Here is a 13,964-nt window from a genome sequence, read left to right on the forward strand (position 1 = left end):
CGCTTCGGATCAGACGGAGGCTTGCCAGCGTGCGGCGGCCCCGCTCTACACAGGTGGAATGATCCGCGCCGATGCGCCTTCCTCCCGCGGCACGCCGCTGTTCGTGCTGTCGTTCGGCGCGCGCGACGCGCTGGCGCATGCGGCGGCGCGTGGCGGCTGGCGCACGGTGGCGGCGCGGCGGCGCGAGCAGGTGGAGCGGCGGTATCTGGCCAGTGGCGCGGCGATCGCGGTGGTCGACCTGCGCGGCGCCATCGTCGAGGGGCTGGAGGCGCTGCGGCGGCTGGCGCCGTTGGCAGCGGCGCATGGCGGCGTGCTGCTGGCGCTGACCGACGCGGGCGATCAGGCCCGCCTGTCCGACGTGGTGGATGCGGGAGCGACCCTGTTCCTTTCCGACCCGTTTGACGACGACGCGCTGGCGCAGGCGCTGCGGCTGGCGCAGCGACTGGTGGAGCGGCTGGCCGGCGGGCGCGAGCCCGTGCGCACCACGCTGATCGCGGCCGAGGCACAAGGCTGGCGCTGGAAGCCGGGTGCCCGCGCGGTGAGGCTGAGCCCGGCGCTGGGCGAGCGGCTGGGGCTGACGGGCGAGGAGGTGCCGCTCGGCACGCTGCTGCGGCGCATGGGGCGGCCGGGGCGCCGTGCGGCGCGCGAGACGGTGCGCCGCCTGCTCGTCACCGGGCGGCATGGCGCCTTCGCTCATGATGGCGAGACGGGTGACCGGATCGTCCACCATCTCGACCTGGACGAGAGCGTGGGCGAGGTGGCCGGCTGGATCGAGGATCTCGACGTCGATGCGGTGCCGAGCCGCCCGCCGGCCCGCGATCCTTTGACCGGCCTCGCCAATGCGGCGGCGGCGGAGGCGTGGGCGGCGGCACGGCTGGCGGAGGGAAGCGGCTGCGTGCTGCTGATGCTGTCGGTCAGCCGGTTCGACATGATCAATGCGGCATTCGGGCGCGAGGCGGGGGATGCCCTGCTGCAGGGCGTGGCGCGGCGCATTGTGCGGTTGGCGGGGCGGGCGGCGCGCGAGCGGCTGGTCGCGCGATTGGCGGGGGCGGATTATCTGATCGGGCTGGCCGCGCCGGCGAGTGCGGAGGAGGCCGAGTTCCTCGCCGCACGGCTGACCGAAGCGATCGCGCAGCCGTTCGTCGCGCAGGATCATCTGGTGACGCTGAGCGCACGCATCGGCATCGCGGCGGCGGGCGCGGACGAGCGCGATGCGCCTGCCTTGCTGCGGCGGGCTGCCTCCGCCCTCGCCGAGGCGCGGGCGGGCGATACGGCGGTGGCGATCCGTGATGGCGCGAGTGCTGCGGCGGCCGAGCGCGATCGACGGCTGGAAGTGGACCTTCGTCGTGCGCTGGACGCGGACGAGATCACCATCCTGTTCCAGCCGCAGGTGGAGGTGACGCGCGGGCGCATCGTCGGCGCCGAAGCGCTGGCGCGCTGGCACCATCCGCGCCTGGGCATGCTGGGCGCGGCCGAGCTGTTTGCGGCAGCGTCCCGCTCCGACTATCTCCTCGAACTGTCCGCCCATGTGCAGCGGCGCGCGGTGGAGGAGGCGGCGCGCTGGCCCAAGCGGCTGGACGGCTGCCGCATCGCCATCAACGTCGCGGCGGAGGATATGGCGCAGCCGGGCTTTGCCGACCGCTTCGCGGCGATGGTGGATGCGGGTGGGCTGGACCGGGGCCGCGTGACGCTGGAGATTACCGAGACGGGGCTGATCGAGGATCTCGGCCGCGCGGCGACTTTGCTGGCGGCGCTGCGGGCGCAGGGCTTCCGCGTGGCGCTCGATGATTTCGGGACGGGTTATTCCAGCCTGGCCTATCTGAAGGCCCTGCCGCTCGACTACCTCAAGATCGACAAAAGGCTGTCGGACGACATCGTCGGCTCCGCGCGGGACCGGGTGGTGGTGCGCTCCGTCATCGACATGGCGCGCTCGCTGGGCCTCACGGTGATCGCCGAGGGCGTGGAGACGGAGCCGCAGCTGGCCTTGCTGGCGGCGGAGGGCTGCACCTTGTATCAGGGGTATCTGTGCGCGCCGCCGCTCGGCTCCGCCGCCTTTGCGCGGCTGGTGGCACGCGCGGGGACGGAACGGGCATGACGGGGGATCAGGCATGACGGTCGACCGGATGAACCTGACGGGCGCCTGGTTCGGCAGCTTCTCCTATCTCGGCACGACGCAGGCCGACGTGAGCTTCATCGCGACGATCGAGGAGGTGGCGGGCCTCGTCACCGGCGAGACGAGCGAGCATACCGACGTGGCGGGGCTGCAGGTGGAGCTGAAGGCGATCCTGCGTGGATCGCGCGAGGGCGCCGACGTGTCCTTCATCAAGGCCTATGACGGCGCCGGCATGGCGGCGCATGCGGTGGAGTATCGCGGCACGCTGTCGGACGACGGCAAGCGGGTGAGCGGCGCGTGGGAGATGGAAGGCGTAATGGGCGGCTTCGAGATGCACCGCGAGATCGTCGATGTGGCGGCGGAAGAGGTGCTGGAGGCGGAGGCGCCGCTGGAGTTCGAGGGCCTGCTGGAGCGCTAACGCCGAGGCTGCCAGCAGGCGATCACCGCAAGCGGGCCGGTGCCGTAATCGCGGCAGGTGAAGCGCGGATCGGTGCGCGGAATGACGTTCGGATGACGGGCGCCGAGCGTGCCGGGGCGGCCCGCGTCATAGACCCACAGGATGGCGTCGTCCGGCCGGTTCGCAAGGCGTGTGAGCAGGCGGTTGGGGTCGCCCTCGCGAAGTGGTGGGGCGAGAACCTCGACGGGATGGCCAGCGCGCGCAAGAAAGAAGCCGGCCACGGCGCGCGGGAGCGACCGATCGGGGGGGGCGACGCCGGGGCCGTCGAACAGGGCGACGAGGCGGCGGGGCCGGGCGGTGGCGATCGCCTCCGACGCGACCTCGATGCTTTCCGCATGCGTGCGATCGGCCGGGATCGCCAGCCGGGCTCCGGCTTCCGCAAGTGCGAGCAGTAGGAAGGCGCCGAGCAGCAGCAGCGGCGCATAGGGCCAGCGCCGCCGCACGCCTGCCGCCCATAGAGCGAGGCCGAACAGGATGGGCGGCATGCACGGCAATACGTAGCGCGGCGAGAAGCTTGGGCGGAGCAGCGCGAGCATGGCGATCAAGGCCAGTGCCGCCGCGCCGGTGAGCGCGACCTGCACGTCCGTTCGCATGAAGACGCGGGGTGCACGGAGCAGACTGACCATTATCGCCGCCGCAAGCGCATAGGCCAGAGCGGGAAGGCCGAGCGCCGCGGCCGGCAGCATCGTCGCAAGGTCGGCGAGGCGGGTCGGCGGGTACCAGTTTCCACCGGGCGCGGTGAACATACGGAGCGTCGGCAGGTGCCACGCCATCCAGGCGAGCATAGGCACGAAGACGAGCAGAGCCGGCCAGCATCGCCATGCCGCGCGGCCGCGGGTCAGGATCAGCAGGCCCTGTACCGCACTGACCGGCAGCGTGTAATAGTGGGTCAGCCCGCCTAGCGCGGCGAGGCCGGCCCAGCCCCACGCACGGCGGTGGGTCGGTGCGCGGATCAGCGCGGCAAGCGCGATCGTCTGCGCGGTGCCGATCAGCAGCAGCGGGGCATAAGGCCGCGCTTCGCTGGCGAAGATGGAGCCGGGCAGCCAGACCGCGGTCAGGCCCGCCCACAGCAGGCGGACGGTGCGATCCGGATGGCCTCGCCACAGGATCAGGAGCGGTGTGCCGACCGCCGCGGCGAGCGCGGGGGCGCGGAGCGCCAGATCGCCCGTGCCGGCGAGCTTCGCCCAGGCCCAGGCGGAGCCGTAGAAAGCAGGGCCGCTCATTTCGGCAAGGCAGAAGCGGATCAGCGTCGGCACGTCCGGCGCGGCGGCGATCGCCCCGGTCCAGCTCTCGTCGAGCGAGAGCAGGCGATCGAGACCAACGCCGAGCTTGCGCGCGGTGCCGAGCAGCAGCGCCAGCGCCACCGCCCAGACGAGCGCACGACCGTCCGTCAGCGCGCCGCCGAACGGGGGTGCGCCGCGGCGGGCGGGAAGGACGGCGCTGACCATCCCGGCACGCTAGCTGAGGAAGGTTAACCCGCCGTCATCCGATGCGCCCGTTCAGGCCGCGACCTTGGCCAGCCCCTTGCTGAGTTGCAGCGCGCCGTTAAGCCGCGCCTTGGGATCGGCCCAGGCGCGCGAGATGACGAGCTTGTTGTCGGGCCGGAGCTTCGCCACGCCGCCCAGACGCTCGACATAGCCGAGCAGGCCGGGGACGTTGGGGAACTGATCCTGCCAGAAGCTGACCAGCGCGCCGCGGGGGCCGACATCGAGCTTGGCGATGCATGCCTTGCGGCAATTGAGCTTCGTCTCGATGATCGACAGCAGGTTGGCGGTCGGCTCGGGCAGCGGGCCGAAACGGTCGATCAGCTCGGCGGCAAACGCTTCGATGCCCTGCCGGTCCTCCACCTCGTTCATGCGTCGGTAGAGGCCCATGCGCAGATCGAGATCGGGGACGTAATCGTCGGGGATCAGGATTGGCGCATCGACCGTGATCTGGGGCGAGAATTCCTTGGCGCGGGCGTTGGCCGCGGCCACGAGACCGCCCGCCTTGGCCTCGACGATCGCGTCCTCCAGCATCGACTGGTAGAGCTCGAAGCCGACTTCCTTGATGTGGCCCGACTGCTCGTCGCCGAGCAGGTTGCCGGCGCCGCGAATGTCGAGATCGTGGCTGGCGAGCTGGAAGCCGGCGCCGAGCGTGTCGAGGTTCGACAGGACGTGGAGGCGCTTCTCCGCCGTCTCGGTGATGCCGCCCTTCGCCGGTGTCGTCAGATAAGCGTAAGCCCGCGTCTTGGACCGTCCGACGCGTCCGCGGATCTGGTAGAGCTGCGCGAGGCCGAAGCGGTCGGCACGGTGGACGATCATCGTGTTGGCCGACGGAATGTCGAGGCCGCTCTCGATGATGGTGGTCGAGACGAGCACCTCGAACTTGCGATCGTAGAAGGCGGACATCCGCTCCTCGACCTCGCCCGCCGCCATCTGGCCGTGCGCGACGACGTAGCGGATTTCGGGCACTTCCTTCCGCAGGAACTCCTCGATGTCGGGCAGGTCGGCGATGCGGGGCGTGACGAAGAAGCTCTGCCCGCCGCGATAATGTTCGCGCAGCAGCGCCTCGCGGATCACGACCGGATCCCACGGCATGACGTAGGTGCGCACCGCGAGGCGATCGACCGGCGGCGTCTGGATGACCGACAGCTCGCGCAGGCCCGACATCGCCATCTGCAGCGTGCGGGGGATCGGCGTCGCGGTCAGCGTGAGCTGGTGGACGTCGGTCTTGAGCGCCTTCAGCCGCTCCTTGTGGGTGACGCCGAAGCGCTGTTCCTCGTCGACGATGACGAGGCCGAGGCGCTTGAACTCGATGCCCTTGGCAAGGATGGCGTGCGTGCCGACGACGATGTCGATCGAGCCGTTGGCGAGGCCCTCCTTGGTCCGCTTCATCTCGGCCGCAGGAACAAGGCGGGAGAGACGCCCGATTTCGAGCGGGAAGCCCTTGAACCGTTCGACGAAATTGGCGTGGTGCTGGCGGGCGAGCAAAGTCGTCGGGCAGACGATCGCAACCTGAAGGCCTGCCATGGCGGCGACGAACGCGCCGCGCAGCGCCACTTCCGTCTTGCCGAAGCCGACATCGCCGCAGACGAGGCGGTCCATCGGGCGGCCTGCGCCAAGATCCTCGATGACGTCGCCGATGGCGCGATCCTGGTCGTCCGTCTCGGTATAGGGGAAGCGATCGACGAAGGCAGGATAGCCGCCGGCGTCGGGCTCGGCCGCGGGTGCTTCGCGCAGCGCGCGTTCGGCGGCGACGGCGATCAGCTCACCCGCAATCTCGCGGATGCGCTCCTTCATCCGCGCCTTGCGCGCCTGCCAGCCCGCGCCGCCCAGCTTGTCGAGCGAGGCGCCTTCCTCCGCGCCGTAGCGGGAGAGCACTTCGAGATTCTCGACCGGCACATAGAGCTTGTCGCCGCCGGCATAGCTGAGCTGCACGCAATCGTGCGGCGCCTTGCCGACGGGGATCTGCGTCAGCCCCTCATAGCGGCCGATGCCATGTTCGGTGTGGACGACGAGATCGCCGGGCGAGAGCGTGGCGAGTTCGGCCAGGAAAGCGTCGGCCGACTTGCGGCGCTTGGCCCGGCGGACGAGCCGATCGCCGAGCATGTCCTGCTCGGTCAGCAGGACTACCTCCGGCGCGGTGAAGCCGCGGTCGAGCGGCAGGACGACAAGCGCGACGGCGCCCTTGGGCACGCCCAATGCCTCCTGCCACGTCTCGACCTTGATCAGCCGGTCGAGCCCATGGTCGACGAGGAGGCCGCCCAGCCGCTCGCGCGAGCCCGCCGAATAGCTGGCGAGGACGCGCTTGCGCCCCGCCTTTGCCTCGGCGGCGAGGTGATCGACGACCGCCTCGTAGATGTTGCCGCCCTTCGCGCGCTCGGGCGCGAAATCGCGCGGGCCGTCAACGGCGAAGTCGATGACTTTCGCCGAATCGGGCTCGTGGAAGGTGGACAGGCGGTGGACGGGGCGATCCGCCGTGATCCGCGCCCATTCGCTGTCGGCCAGATAGAGCGAGCGCGGATCGAGCGGGCGATAGCTGCCGGGCTCGGCCGACTGCGCCGCCTTCCGGTTCCTGTGGTAATCGGCGATGGTGTCGAACCGCTCGGCGGCGGATTCATCGGCATGCGCGTCGCGGACGATCAGGTCGTCGGGCGAGAGATGGTCGAACAGGGTTGCCAGTTTCTCTTCGAGCAGCGGCAGCCAATGCTCCATGCCCGCCAGCCGCCGCCCCTCGCTCACCGCCTGGTAAAGCGGATCGCCCGTGGCGGTAGCGCCAAAGATCTCGCGGTAGCGGCCGCGGAACCGCTTGATCGACTCCTCGTCCAGCAGCGCCTCGGAGGCGGGGAGGAGGGTGAGCCCGTCGATGCGGCCGATGGTGCGCTGGTCGGCGGGATCGAACTCGCGCACGCTCTCGATTTCGTCGCCGAAGAAATCGAGGCGGATGCCGCGCTCCGACCCGGCGGGCAGCAGATCGACGAGGCCGCCGCGCACGGCATAGTCGCCCGCGTCGTGCACCGTTTCCGACCGCTGGTAGCCGTTCGATTGGAGCAGGGTGCTCAGCCGATCGCGGTCGATCCGCTCACCGGGGGCGAGGCGGGCAACGAGCTGGCGGATGCGGAAGGGGGTGAGCGTGCGCTGGCTGGCGGCGTTGACGGTGGTGACGAGCAATTGCGCGCCGGCCCCCTTGCCCTGGAGGCGGTGCAACGTCGCCATCCGCTCCGACATGGAGCGGAGCGACGGCGAGGCGCGGTCGTAGGGCAGGCAATCCCACGCGGGAAAGATCAGCACTTCCAGCTCGGGCGCGAAGAAGGCGGCCGCCTCCGCCACGGCGCGCATCGCCTGCTCGTCCGATGCGATCAGCACGGCACGCCCCTTGGCGGCGCGGGCGAGATCGGCGGCGAGCCACGGCAGGAAACCCTGCGGCACGCCCGCGAGCGTCAGCTGCTCGCCGGCCTTGAGGATGCGGGAAAGGTCTGCCGTCACCGGCCCACCGTGATGTAATCGAGCCGGCGCAGGCGATCCATCATCGGCCCGTGCCATTCGGCGGGCACGGGCGTGACGCCGATGGCCCACGCCATGATGTCGACGTCCTGTTCCTCGATGAACGTCTCGAACCAGTCGATCTCGGCATCGCTCCACGTCGCGCTCTGCGCATCGAAGAAGCCGCCGACGAGCATGTCGGCCTCCCGGGTGCCGCGGTGCCAGGCGCGGAAGCGCAGGCGCTTGAGGCGGTTCTCGCGGTCCATGAACGTCGGCTCCGAAATGCGGACAAGCCGGCGGGCGCTGGCGGGCGCGCGTCGGCTGCGGTAGCGGCGCATCTAGTCATGCGTCCCGATATTCTCAATCCGCTGTTCGCCGAGGTGGAGGCGCTGAAGGGCGTCGGCGCCGCCTTGAGCAAGCCGCTCCACCGGCTGGGCATCCGCCGCGTGATCGACACGCTGTTCCATCTGCCGACCGGCTGGATCGACCGGCGGCACCTGGCCGATCTCGACGGGGCGGAGCCGGGACGGCAGGTGGTGCTGAGCGTGACGCCGGCCGAATATCGCGGCGGCGGCTCCCCACGCGCGCCGATGCGGGTGCGGGCGACGGACGATGCGGGCAACAACCTGTTGCTCGTCTTCTTCGGCAAGGGCGGGTGGGCGCGCAAGCTGTTGCCTCTGGGCGAGCGGCGCGCGGTGGCCGGTAAGGTCGAGGCGTACGATCAGTACCTTCAGATCGTGCATCCTGACGTCATGACGCCAGAGGAAGCCGCGGCGCTGCCAGCGCGCGAGCCGGTCTATCCGCTGGCGGAGGGGCTGGCGGGCAAGAAGATGCAGGCGCTGGCCATGCAGGCGCTGGCGCGCGCGCCGGAGCTGCCCGAATGGATCGAGCCCTCACTGCTGGCGAAGCGCGGCTGGCCGTCGTGGCGCGAGGCGATGGCGCGCATCCATGCCGATCCGGCGGACGGCATGGCGCGGGCGCGAGCGGGCTATGACGAGCTGTTCGCCAACCAGCTGGCGCTGACGCTGGTGCGCGCCTCCACCCGCGCGCGGCGGGGCGTGCCGCTGGAGGGCGACGGCCGGCTGCGGGGCGCGCTGAAACTGCCTTATGCGCCGACGGGCGCGCAGGCGCGGGCAACGGCCGAGATCCTGGCCGACATGGCGCAGGTGCGGCCGATGATCCGGCTGCTGCAGGGCGATGTCGGCGCGGGCAAGACGCTGGTCGCGACTTTCGCCATGCTGGCGGCGGTGGAGGGAGGGGCGCAGGCGGCGCTGCTCGCCCCGACCGAGATCCTCGCGCGCCAGCATTATGCCACGCTGAGTCGCACGCTGACCGGCATCGGCGTCAATGTCGCCATCCTGACCAGCCGCGAGAAGGGGCGTGCCCGTGAATCGACCCTGATGGGGCTGGCGGACGGCAGCATCGACATCCTGATCGGCACACACAGCATCTTTCAGGAGACGGTCAGCTACAAAAGGCTCGGCCTCGTCGTGGTGGACGAGCAGCATCGCTTCGGCGTGGCGCAGCGCATGATGTTGCAGGCAAAGGCGGAGCGGCCGCCGCACGTGCTGGTGATGACTGCAACGCCGATCCCGCGCACGCTGACGCTGACGCAATATGGCGAGATGGACGTCAGCCGGCTGGATGAGCTGCCGCCCGGCCGCCAGCCGATCGAGACGCTGGTGATGGGCGACGAGAAGATGGCGCAGGTGGTCGACGGGCTCGGCCGCCATATTGAAGGCGGGGGGCAGGCCTATTGGGTCTGCCCGCTAGTCGAGGAGACGGAGAGCGGGGACATGGCCGCGGCGGAGAGCAGGGCGGCGGTGCTGCGGGAGCGGTTCGGCGACAGGATCGGTCTCGTCCACGGCCGCATGAAGGGGCCGGACAAGGATGCCGTCATGGAGGCGTTCGCCGCCGGCCGCATCGCCGTGCTGGTGGCGACGACGGTGATCGAGGTGGGCGTGGACGTGCCCAACGCGACGCTGATCGTGATCGAGGGCGCGGACCGCTTCGGCCTGGCCCAGCTGCACCAGCTGCGCGGGCGCGTGGGGCGGGGCGGGGGCCTGTCGCGCTGCCTGTTGCTCAGGGGAAGCAGCCTGTCGGAGACGGCGCGCGCGCGCCTGGCGCTGATGCGGGATACGACCGACGGCTTCCTGATCGCGGAGAAGGATCTGGAGCTGCGGGGTGCGGGCGAGATCCTCGGCACGCGGCAATCGGGCGAGGCGGCGTTCCGGCTGGTGCCGCCCGAGATGCTGGCGGAGGGGCTGGCGACCGCGACCGACGATGCGCGCCTGCTGATCGAGAGGGATGGCGGGCTGGAAGGGCCACGGGGTGCTGCGGCGCGCATCTGCCTCTATCTATTCGAGCGGGATGCGGCGGTCGGCCTCTTGCGGTCGGGCTGAGGCGCGGGCAGGCAGACGGCATGACGCCACAGATCCTCGTGCCCATGGTGCTGCTGCTGTTGGCGGGGATGCTTAATTCGGTGCAGGGGCCGACCAACGCGCTGCTGGCGCGGGGTGGCGGATCCGTGCTGACGGCAGCGCTGGTGTCCTTCCTCGTCGGCACGAGCCTGCTGCTGGCAGCGTGGATCGTGCTGCGACCGCAGGCGAACTGGGCGGCGATGCGCGCGCTGCCGCCTTATGCGTGGATCGGCGGCCTGTATGGCGCCATCTATGTCGCGGCGTTTGCTTTCGCGACGCCGAGGCTCGGCATCGCCGCCGCGATCGTCATCGCCTCGCTCGGGCAACTGGGCGCGGCGCTGGCAATCGACCATTTTGCGCTGCTCGGCGTGCCGCGCGATCCGATCCGGCTGACCAAGGCACTAGGCGTGCTGCTGGTCGTCGCCGGGATCGGGCTGGTGCGGTGGAAGTGAAGCCGCTCCCTAGCGGCCCACCAGCACATGCCGCTTCTTGCCGAGCGAGAGGCGGCGGTCGGCGGTGAGGTCGAGCGGGGTGTCCAGGCCGGCGGGCTCGCCATCGAGGCGAACGGCGCCTTCCTCCAGCTTGCGGCGGGCCTCCTTCTTCGAGGGCGCGAGGCCGCTGGCGATGAGCGCATCGATCAAGGTCGCGCCCTCGAGCATGGCATAGCGCGGCAGATCGGCGGTCGCGGCACCGCCGAACGCGGCGGCGGCGGCGGCGGCGGCGCGCTCGGCAGCGTCGCGGCCACGGCAGAGCGCAGTGGCCTCATCCGCCAGCCGCTTCTTGGCGGCGTTGATATCGCCCGCTGCCAGCGCCTCGATCTCATCGAGCGGCACGTCGGTGAACAGCTTGAGGAAGCGCGCGACATCGCCATCATGCGTGTTGCGCCAGAACTGCCAGTAATCGAAATCGGGCAGCGCATCGGCATTCAGCCACACCGCGCCAGCCATCGTCTTGCCCATCTTGCCGCCGTCCGCGGTGGTGATGAGCGGCGTCGTCAGGCCGTGCACCTCGGTGCCGTCCATCCGGCGGGCAAGCTCCACGCCGTTGACGATGTTGCCCCACTGATCCGACCCGCCCATCTGGAGGCGCACGCCCGCGCGGCGCGACAGCTCCATGAAATCGTAGGCCTGCAGGATCATGTAGTTGAATTCGAGGAAGGAGAGCGACTGCTCCCGGTCCAGCCGCAGCCGCACCGAATCGAAGCTGAGCATCCGGTTGACCGAGAAATGCTGCCCGACCTCGCGCAGGAACGGGATGTACTCGAGGGCGTCGAGCCACTCGGCATTGTCGACCATCACCGCATCGGTCGGCCCGTCGCCGAACGTCAGGAAGCGTTCGAACACGGTTCGGATCGAGGCTATGTTGGCAGCGATCGTGTCGCCCGTCATCAGCTTGCGCGCCTCGTCCTTGAAGCTCGGATCGCCGATCTTGCCGGTGCCGCCGCCCATCAGCACGACGGGCTTGTGCCCCGCCTGCTGCATGCGGCGCAGCATCATGATCTGCACGAGGCTGCCGACGTGGAGCGACGGTGCGGTGGGATCGAAGCCGATATAGCCGGGCACGATCTGCCGCGCGGCCAAGGCATCCAGCCCCGCGGCGTCGGTCGCCTGATGGATGTAGCCGCGGCTGTCGAGTAGGCGGAGGAGATCGGACTGATAGGTCATGGCGGCCGCGCGCCTAGCATGGCGGGAGGATGAATGGATAGCGTGCTGGCGGTGGGATTGATGTCGGGAACGTCGCTGGACGGGATCGACGCGGCGCTGATCGAGACGGACGGAGAAGGCATCGCCCGGCCGATCGCCTTCCGCAGCGACGCTTATTCGGATGCGGCGCGCGCGCAATTGCGCGAGGCTTGCGCGCTGGCGCTTCTGAAGGAAAGGCCGCGGCCGACGCCTGAGATCGAGGCGGCAGCCGAGATGCTGACGCGACGCCATGCATTGAGCGTGCGGCAGTTGCTGAACGATGCGGGCGTGGCGGGTAGCCAGGTGCGCGTCGTCGGCTTTCACGGGCAGACGGTGGCGCACCGGCCGGATCGCGGCTGGACTTGGCAGATCGGCGACGGGCAGGCGCTGGCCGACGCGCTCGGCACCCCCGTGGTGTTCGATTTCCGCTCCGCCGACGTGGCGGCGGGTGGGCAGGGGGCGCCGCTGCTGCCGGTCTATCACGCGGCGATCGCCGCGCGGCTGGAGCGACCGCTGGCGATCCTCAATCTCGGCGGCGTCGGCAATCTGACCTTCATCGGCGCGGACGGCGCGCCCATCGCGTTCGACACCGGACCCGCCAATGCGCTGATCGACGACTGGATGATGGCGGAGGCAGGGCGGCCGTTCGACATGGGCGGCAGCTTCGCCGGCACGGGCCACGTGGATGAAGGCGTGCTACGCGACATGATGGATCTGCCCTGGTTCGATCTGCCGCCGCCCAAATCGCTCGACCGCGCAGATTTCACCGCACAGCCGGTCCGCGGGCTGGCGCCGGCGGACGGGGCGGCGACGCTGACGGCGTTCACCGCCGCCACGGTCGCGCAGGCGCTGACCCTGCTCCCGGTACGCCCGCGGCGGCTGATCGTCGCTGGCGGAGGGCGGCACAACGCCACGCTGATGCGGATGCTGGGCGAGCGGACGGGGATCGTACCGGAGCCGATCGACGCACTCGGCCTGAACGGCGATGCGACCGAGGCGGAGGGCTTCGCCTATATGGCGGTACGACACCTGGCCGGGCTGCCGATCAGCTTTCCGGGTACGACGGGCGTGCCGACGCCGATGACGGGCGGCAGCCTGCGTACGCCAGCGGGCGGAACGGCGCAGAGGAGCGGCGGTTAACCCGCCTTAACTCTGCCCACGAGGTCTGAACCATGGCTGCCCCCGTCCGCTACACGCCCGACGTCGAGACCATCGCGCCGGATGAGGCCGAGACGCAGGCGGGGCTGGATCAGGCGATGACGGAGATCCTCGAGACAACCTCGAAGGATTATGGCCGCGCGGTGCGCAGCGTTCACGCCAAGGGGCATGCGCTGCTGAAGGGCAGGCTGATCGTCGCGGAGGGTCTGCCGCCGGAGTTGGCGCAGGGTCTGTTCGCGCAAGGCGGCGAGCATGAGGCGATCCTGCGCTTCTCGACAAATGCGGGTGACATCCTCGACGACAGCATCAGCCTGCCGCGGGGCCTCGCGCTCAAGGTGCTGGACGTGGAGGGCGAGCGGCTGCCTGGATCGGAGGGGGACCGTACGCAGGACTTCATCCTCGTCAACGCGCCCGCCTTCGGCGCGCCCGAGCCCAAAGCGTTCCTCGGCAATCTGAAGCTGCTGGCCAAGACGACCGACAAGGCGGAGTGGGCCAAAAAGGCGCTGTCCGCGACGCTGCGTACGATCGAGGCGGGCGTGGAGGCACTGGGCGGCAAGAGCGCGCTGCTCAACCAGATGGGCGGCGCGCAGCAGGTTCATCCGCTGGGTGAGACCTACTGGACGCAGGTGCCGTTCCGCTATGGCGATCACATCGCCAAGCTGCAGCTGGTGCCGGTGTCGCGCGAGCTGACGGAGGTGAGCGGCATGACGATCAACGCCGCCGGACGCCCCGACGCGCTGCGCGAAGACATCAACGAGACGATCGTCGAGCATGGCGGCGTGTGGGAGCTGCGCGTGCAGCTGTGCGTCGATCTGGACGCGATGCCGGTCGAGGATGCGTCCAAGGAGTGGGATGCCGAGGCGAGCCCCTATCGCACCGTCGCGCGGCTGGAGGTGCCGGCGCAGCTCGGCTGGCAGACGGGGGCGAGCGAGCAGGCGGAAGGCGCGCTGTCGTTCAGCGTCTGGCACGGCCTGGCGGCACATCGGCCGCTTGGCGGGATCAACCGGATGCGCAAGCAGACCTACGAGCTTTCCGCCGGCTACCGCGCGCGGTTCAACGGCTGTCCCATCCATGAGCCGGCGACGCTCGCCGACGTGGGCTGACACGGTTAATCACGCATCTGCAACCTTTCGGCGGTTTCCGCGCGCGAACCGGCAATACGAGGTGGGA

At 70.3% G+C, this 13,964-nt stretch carries 10 protein-coding genes; 6 read left to right on the plus strand and 4 right to left on the minus strand.

What is annotated here, in order from left to right; translation table 11 throughout:
• Positions 1-58: 58 nt before the first annotated feature.
• Together BM360_RS02510 and BM360_RS02515 are read left to right on the plus strand one after the other, a co-directional pair.
• Positions 59-2,095 carry a putative bifunctional diguanylate cyclase/phosphodiesterase gene (locus BM360_RS02510; RefSeq protein ID WP_207544517.1) on the plus strand — a complete coding sequence of 679 codons (2,037 nt, stop codon included), beginning with the start codon at positions 59-61 and terminating at the stop codon, positions 2,093-2,095.
• 13 nt (positions 2,096-2,108) lie between these two features.
• Positions 2,109-2,531 carry a hypothetical protein gene (locus tag BM360_RS02515; RefSeq protein WP_093310219.1) on the plus strand — a complete coding sequence of 141 codons (423 nt, stop codon included), beginning with the start codon at positions 2,109-2,111 and terminating at the stop codon, positions 2,529-2,531.
• On the opposite strand, the gene BM360_RS02520 is transcribed toward BM360_RS02515, so the two are convergent.
• The 3 genes from BM360_RS02520 to BM360_RS02530 are packed head-to-tail and all read right to left on the minus strand — an operon-like array spanning position 2,528 to position 7,800.
• On the minus strand, positions 2,528-4,018 hold the full coding sequence (locus BM360_RS02520) for a hypothetical protein (RefSeq protein ID WP_093310226.1): 1,491 nt from the start codon (positions 4,016-4,018) through the stop codon (positions 2,528-2,530). The genes BM360_RS02515 and BM360_RS02520 overlap by 4 nt on opposite strands.
• A gap of 51 nt (positions 4,019-4,069) precedes the next feature.
• Positions 4,070-7,537 (minus strand): transcription-repair coupling factor, encoded by a 3,468-nt coding sequence (gene mfd, locus BM360_RS02525; protein WP_242653279.1) that lies wholly within the window; start codon positions 7,535-7,537, stop codon positions 4,070-4,072.
• Positions 7,534-7,800, minus strand: coding sequence for an FAD assembly factor SdhE (locus BM360_RS02530; RefSeq protein ID WP_093313638.1), 267 nt, complete (start codon positions 7,798-7,800; stop codon positions 7,534-7,536). The genes mfd and BM360_RS02530 overlap by 4 nt, the downstream gene beginning before the upstream one ends.
• Positions 7,801-7,878: 78 nt before the next feature.
• On the opposite strand from BM360_RS02530, the gene recG reads away from it, so the two are divergent.
• Both recG and BM360_RS02540 read left to right on the plus strand, forming a co-directional pair.
• Positions 7,879-9,936, plus strand: a complete 2,058-nt coding sequence (recG, locus tag BM360_RS02535) for an ATP-dependent DNA helicase RecG (RefSeq protein ID WP_093310231.1) — start codon at positions 7,879-7,881, stop codon at positions 9,934-9,936.
• Positions 9,937-9,956: 20 nt separating this feature from the next.
• Positions 9,957-10,406, plus strand: coding sequence for a DMT family transporter (locus BM360_RS02540; RefSeq protein ID WP_093310233.1), 450 nt, complete (start codon positions 9,957-9,959; stop codon positions 10,404-10,406).
• Between the two features lie 9 nt (positions 10,407-10,415).
• Here the strand turns inward: BM360_RS02540 and tyrS are convergent, their stop codons facing one another.
• Entirely contained in the window at positions 10,416-11,618 is a 1,203-nt protein-coding gene (gene tyrS, locus BM360_RS02545) for a tyrosine--tRNA ligase (RefSeq protein ID WP_093310236.1), read from the minus strand.
• 33 nt (positions 11,619-11,651) lie between these two features.
• Between tyrS and BM360_RS02550 the strand changes: the two genes are divergently transcribed.
• Both BM360_RS02550 and BM360_RS02555 read left to right on the plus strand, forming a co-directional pair.
• Entirely contained in the window at positions 11,652-12,776 is a 1,125-nt protein-coding gene (locus BM360_RS02550) for an anhydro-N-acetylmuramic acid kinase (protein ID WP_093310239.1), read from the plus strand.
• Between the two features lie 32 nt (positions 12,777-12,808).
• Positions 12,809-13,897 (plus strand): catalase family protein, encoded by a 1,089-nt coding sequence (locus BM360_RS02555; protein WP_093310241.1) that lies wholly within the window; start codon positions 12,809-12,811, stop codon positions 13,895-13,897.
• Positions 13,898-13,964 lie beyond the last annotated feature (67 nt).

It is taken from the genome of Sphingomonas jatrophae (assembly GCF_900113315.1).
In the GTDB taxonomy this organism is placed as follows: Bacteria; Pseudomonadota; Alphaproteobacteria; order Sphingomonadales; family Sphingomonadaceae; genus Sphingomonas_P; species Sphingomonas_P jatrophae.

Bases quoted from the DNA above. Each gene is read 5' to 3' on its own strand.
- BM360_RS02510 (WP_207544517.1), top strand. From the start codon at position 59: ATGATCCGCGCCGATGCGCCTTCCTCCCGCGGCACGCCGCTGTTCGTG.
- BM360_RS02515 (WP_093310219.1), top strand. From the start codon at position 2,109: ATGACGGTCGACCGGATGAACCTGACGGGCGCCTGGTTCGGCAGCTTC.
- BM360_RS02520 (WP_093310226.1), bottom strand. From the start codon at position 4,018: ATGGTCAGCGCCGTCCTTCCCGCCCGCCGCGGCGCACCCCCGTTCGGC.
- BM360_RS02530 (WP_093313638.1), bottom strand. From the start codon at position 7,800: ATGGACCGCGAGAACCGCCTCAAGCGCCTGCGCTTCCGCGCCTGGCAC.
- recG (WP_093310231.1), top strand. From the start codon at position 7,879: ATGCGTCCCGATATTCTCAATCCGCTGTTCGCCGAGGTGGAGGCGCTG.
- BM360_RS02540 (WP_093310233.1), top strand. From the start codon at position 9,957: ATGACGCCACAGATCCTCGTGCCCATGGTGCTGCTGCTGTTGGCGGGG.
- tyrS (WP_093310236.1), bottom strand. From the start codon at position 11,618: ATGACCTATCAGTCCGATCTCCTCCGCCTACTCGACAGCCGCGGCTAC.
- BM360_RS02550 (WP_093310239.1), top strand. From the start codon at position 11,652: ATGGATAGCGTGCTGGCGGTGGGATTGATGTCGGGAACGTCGCTGGAC.
- BM360_RS02555 (WP_093310241.1), top strand. From the start codon at position 12,809: ATGGCTGCCCCCGTCCGCTACACGCCCGACGTCGAGACCATCGCGCCG.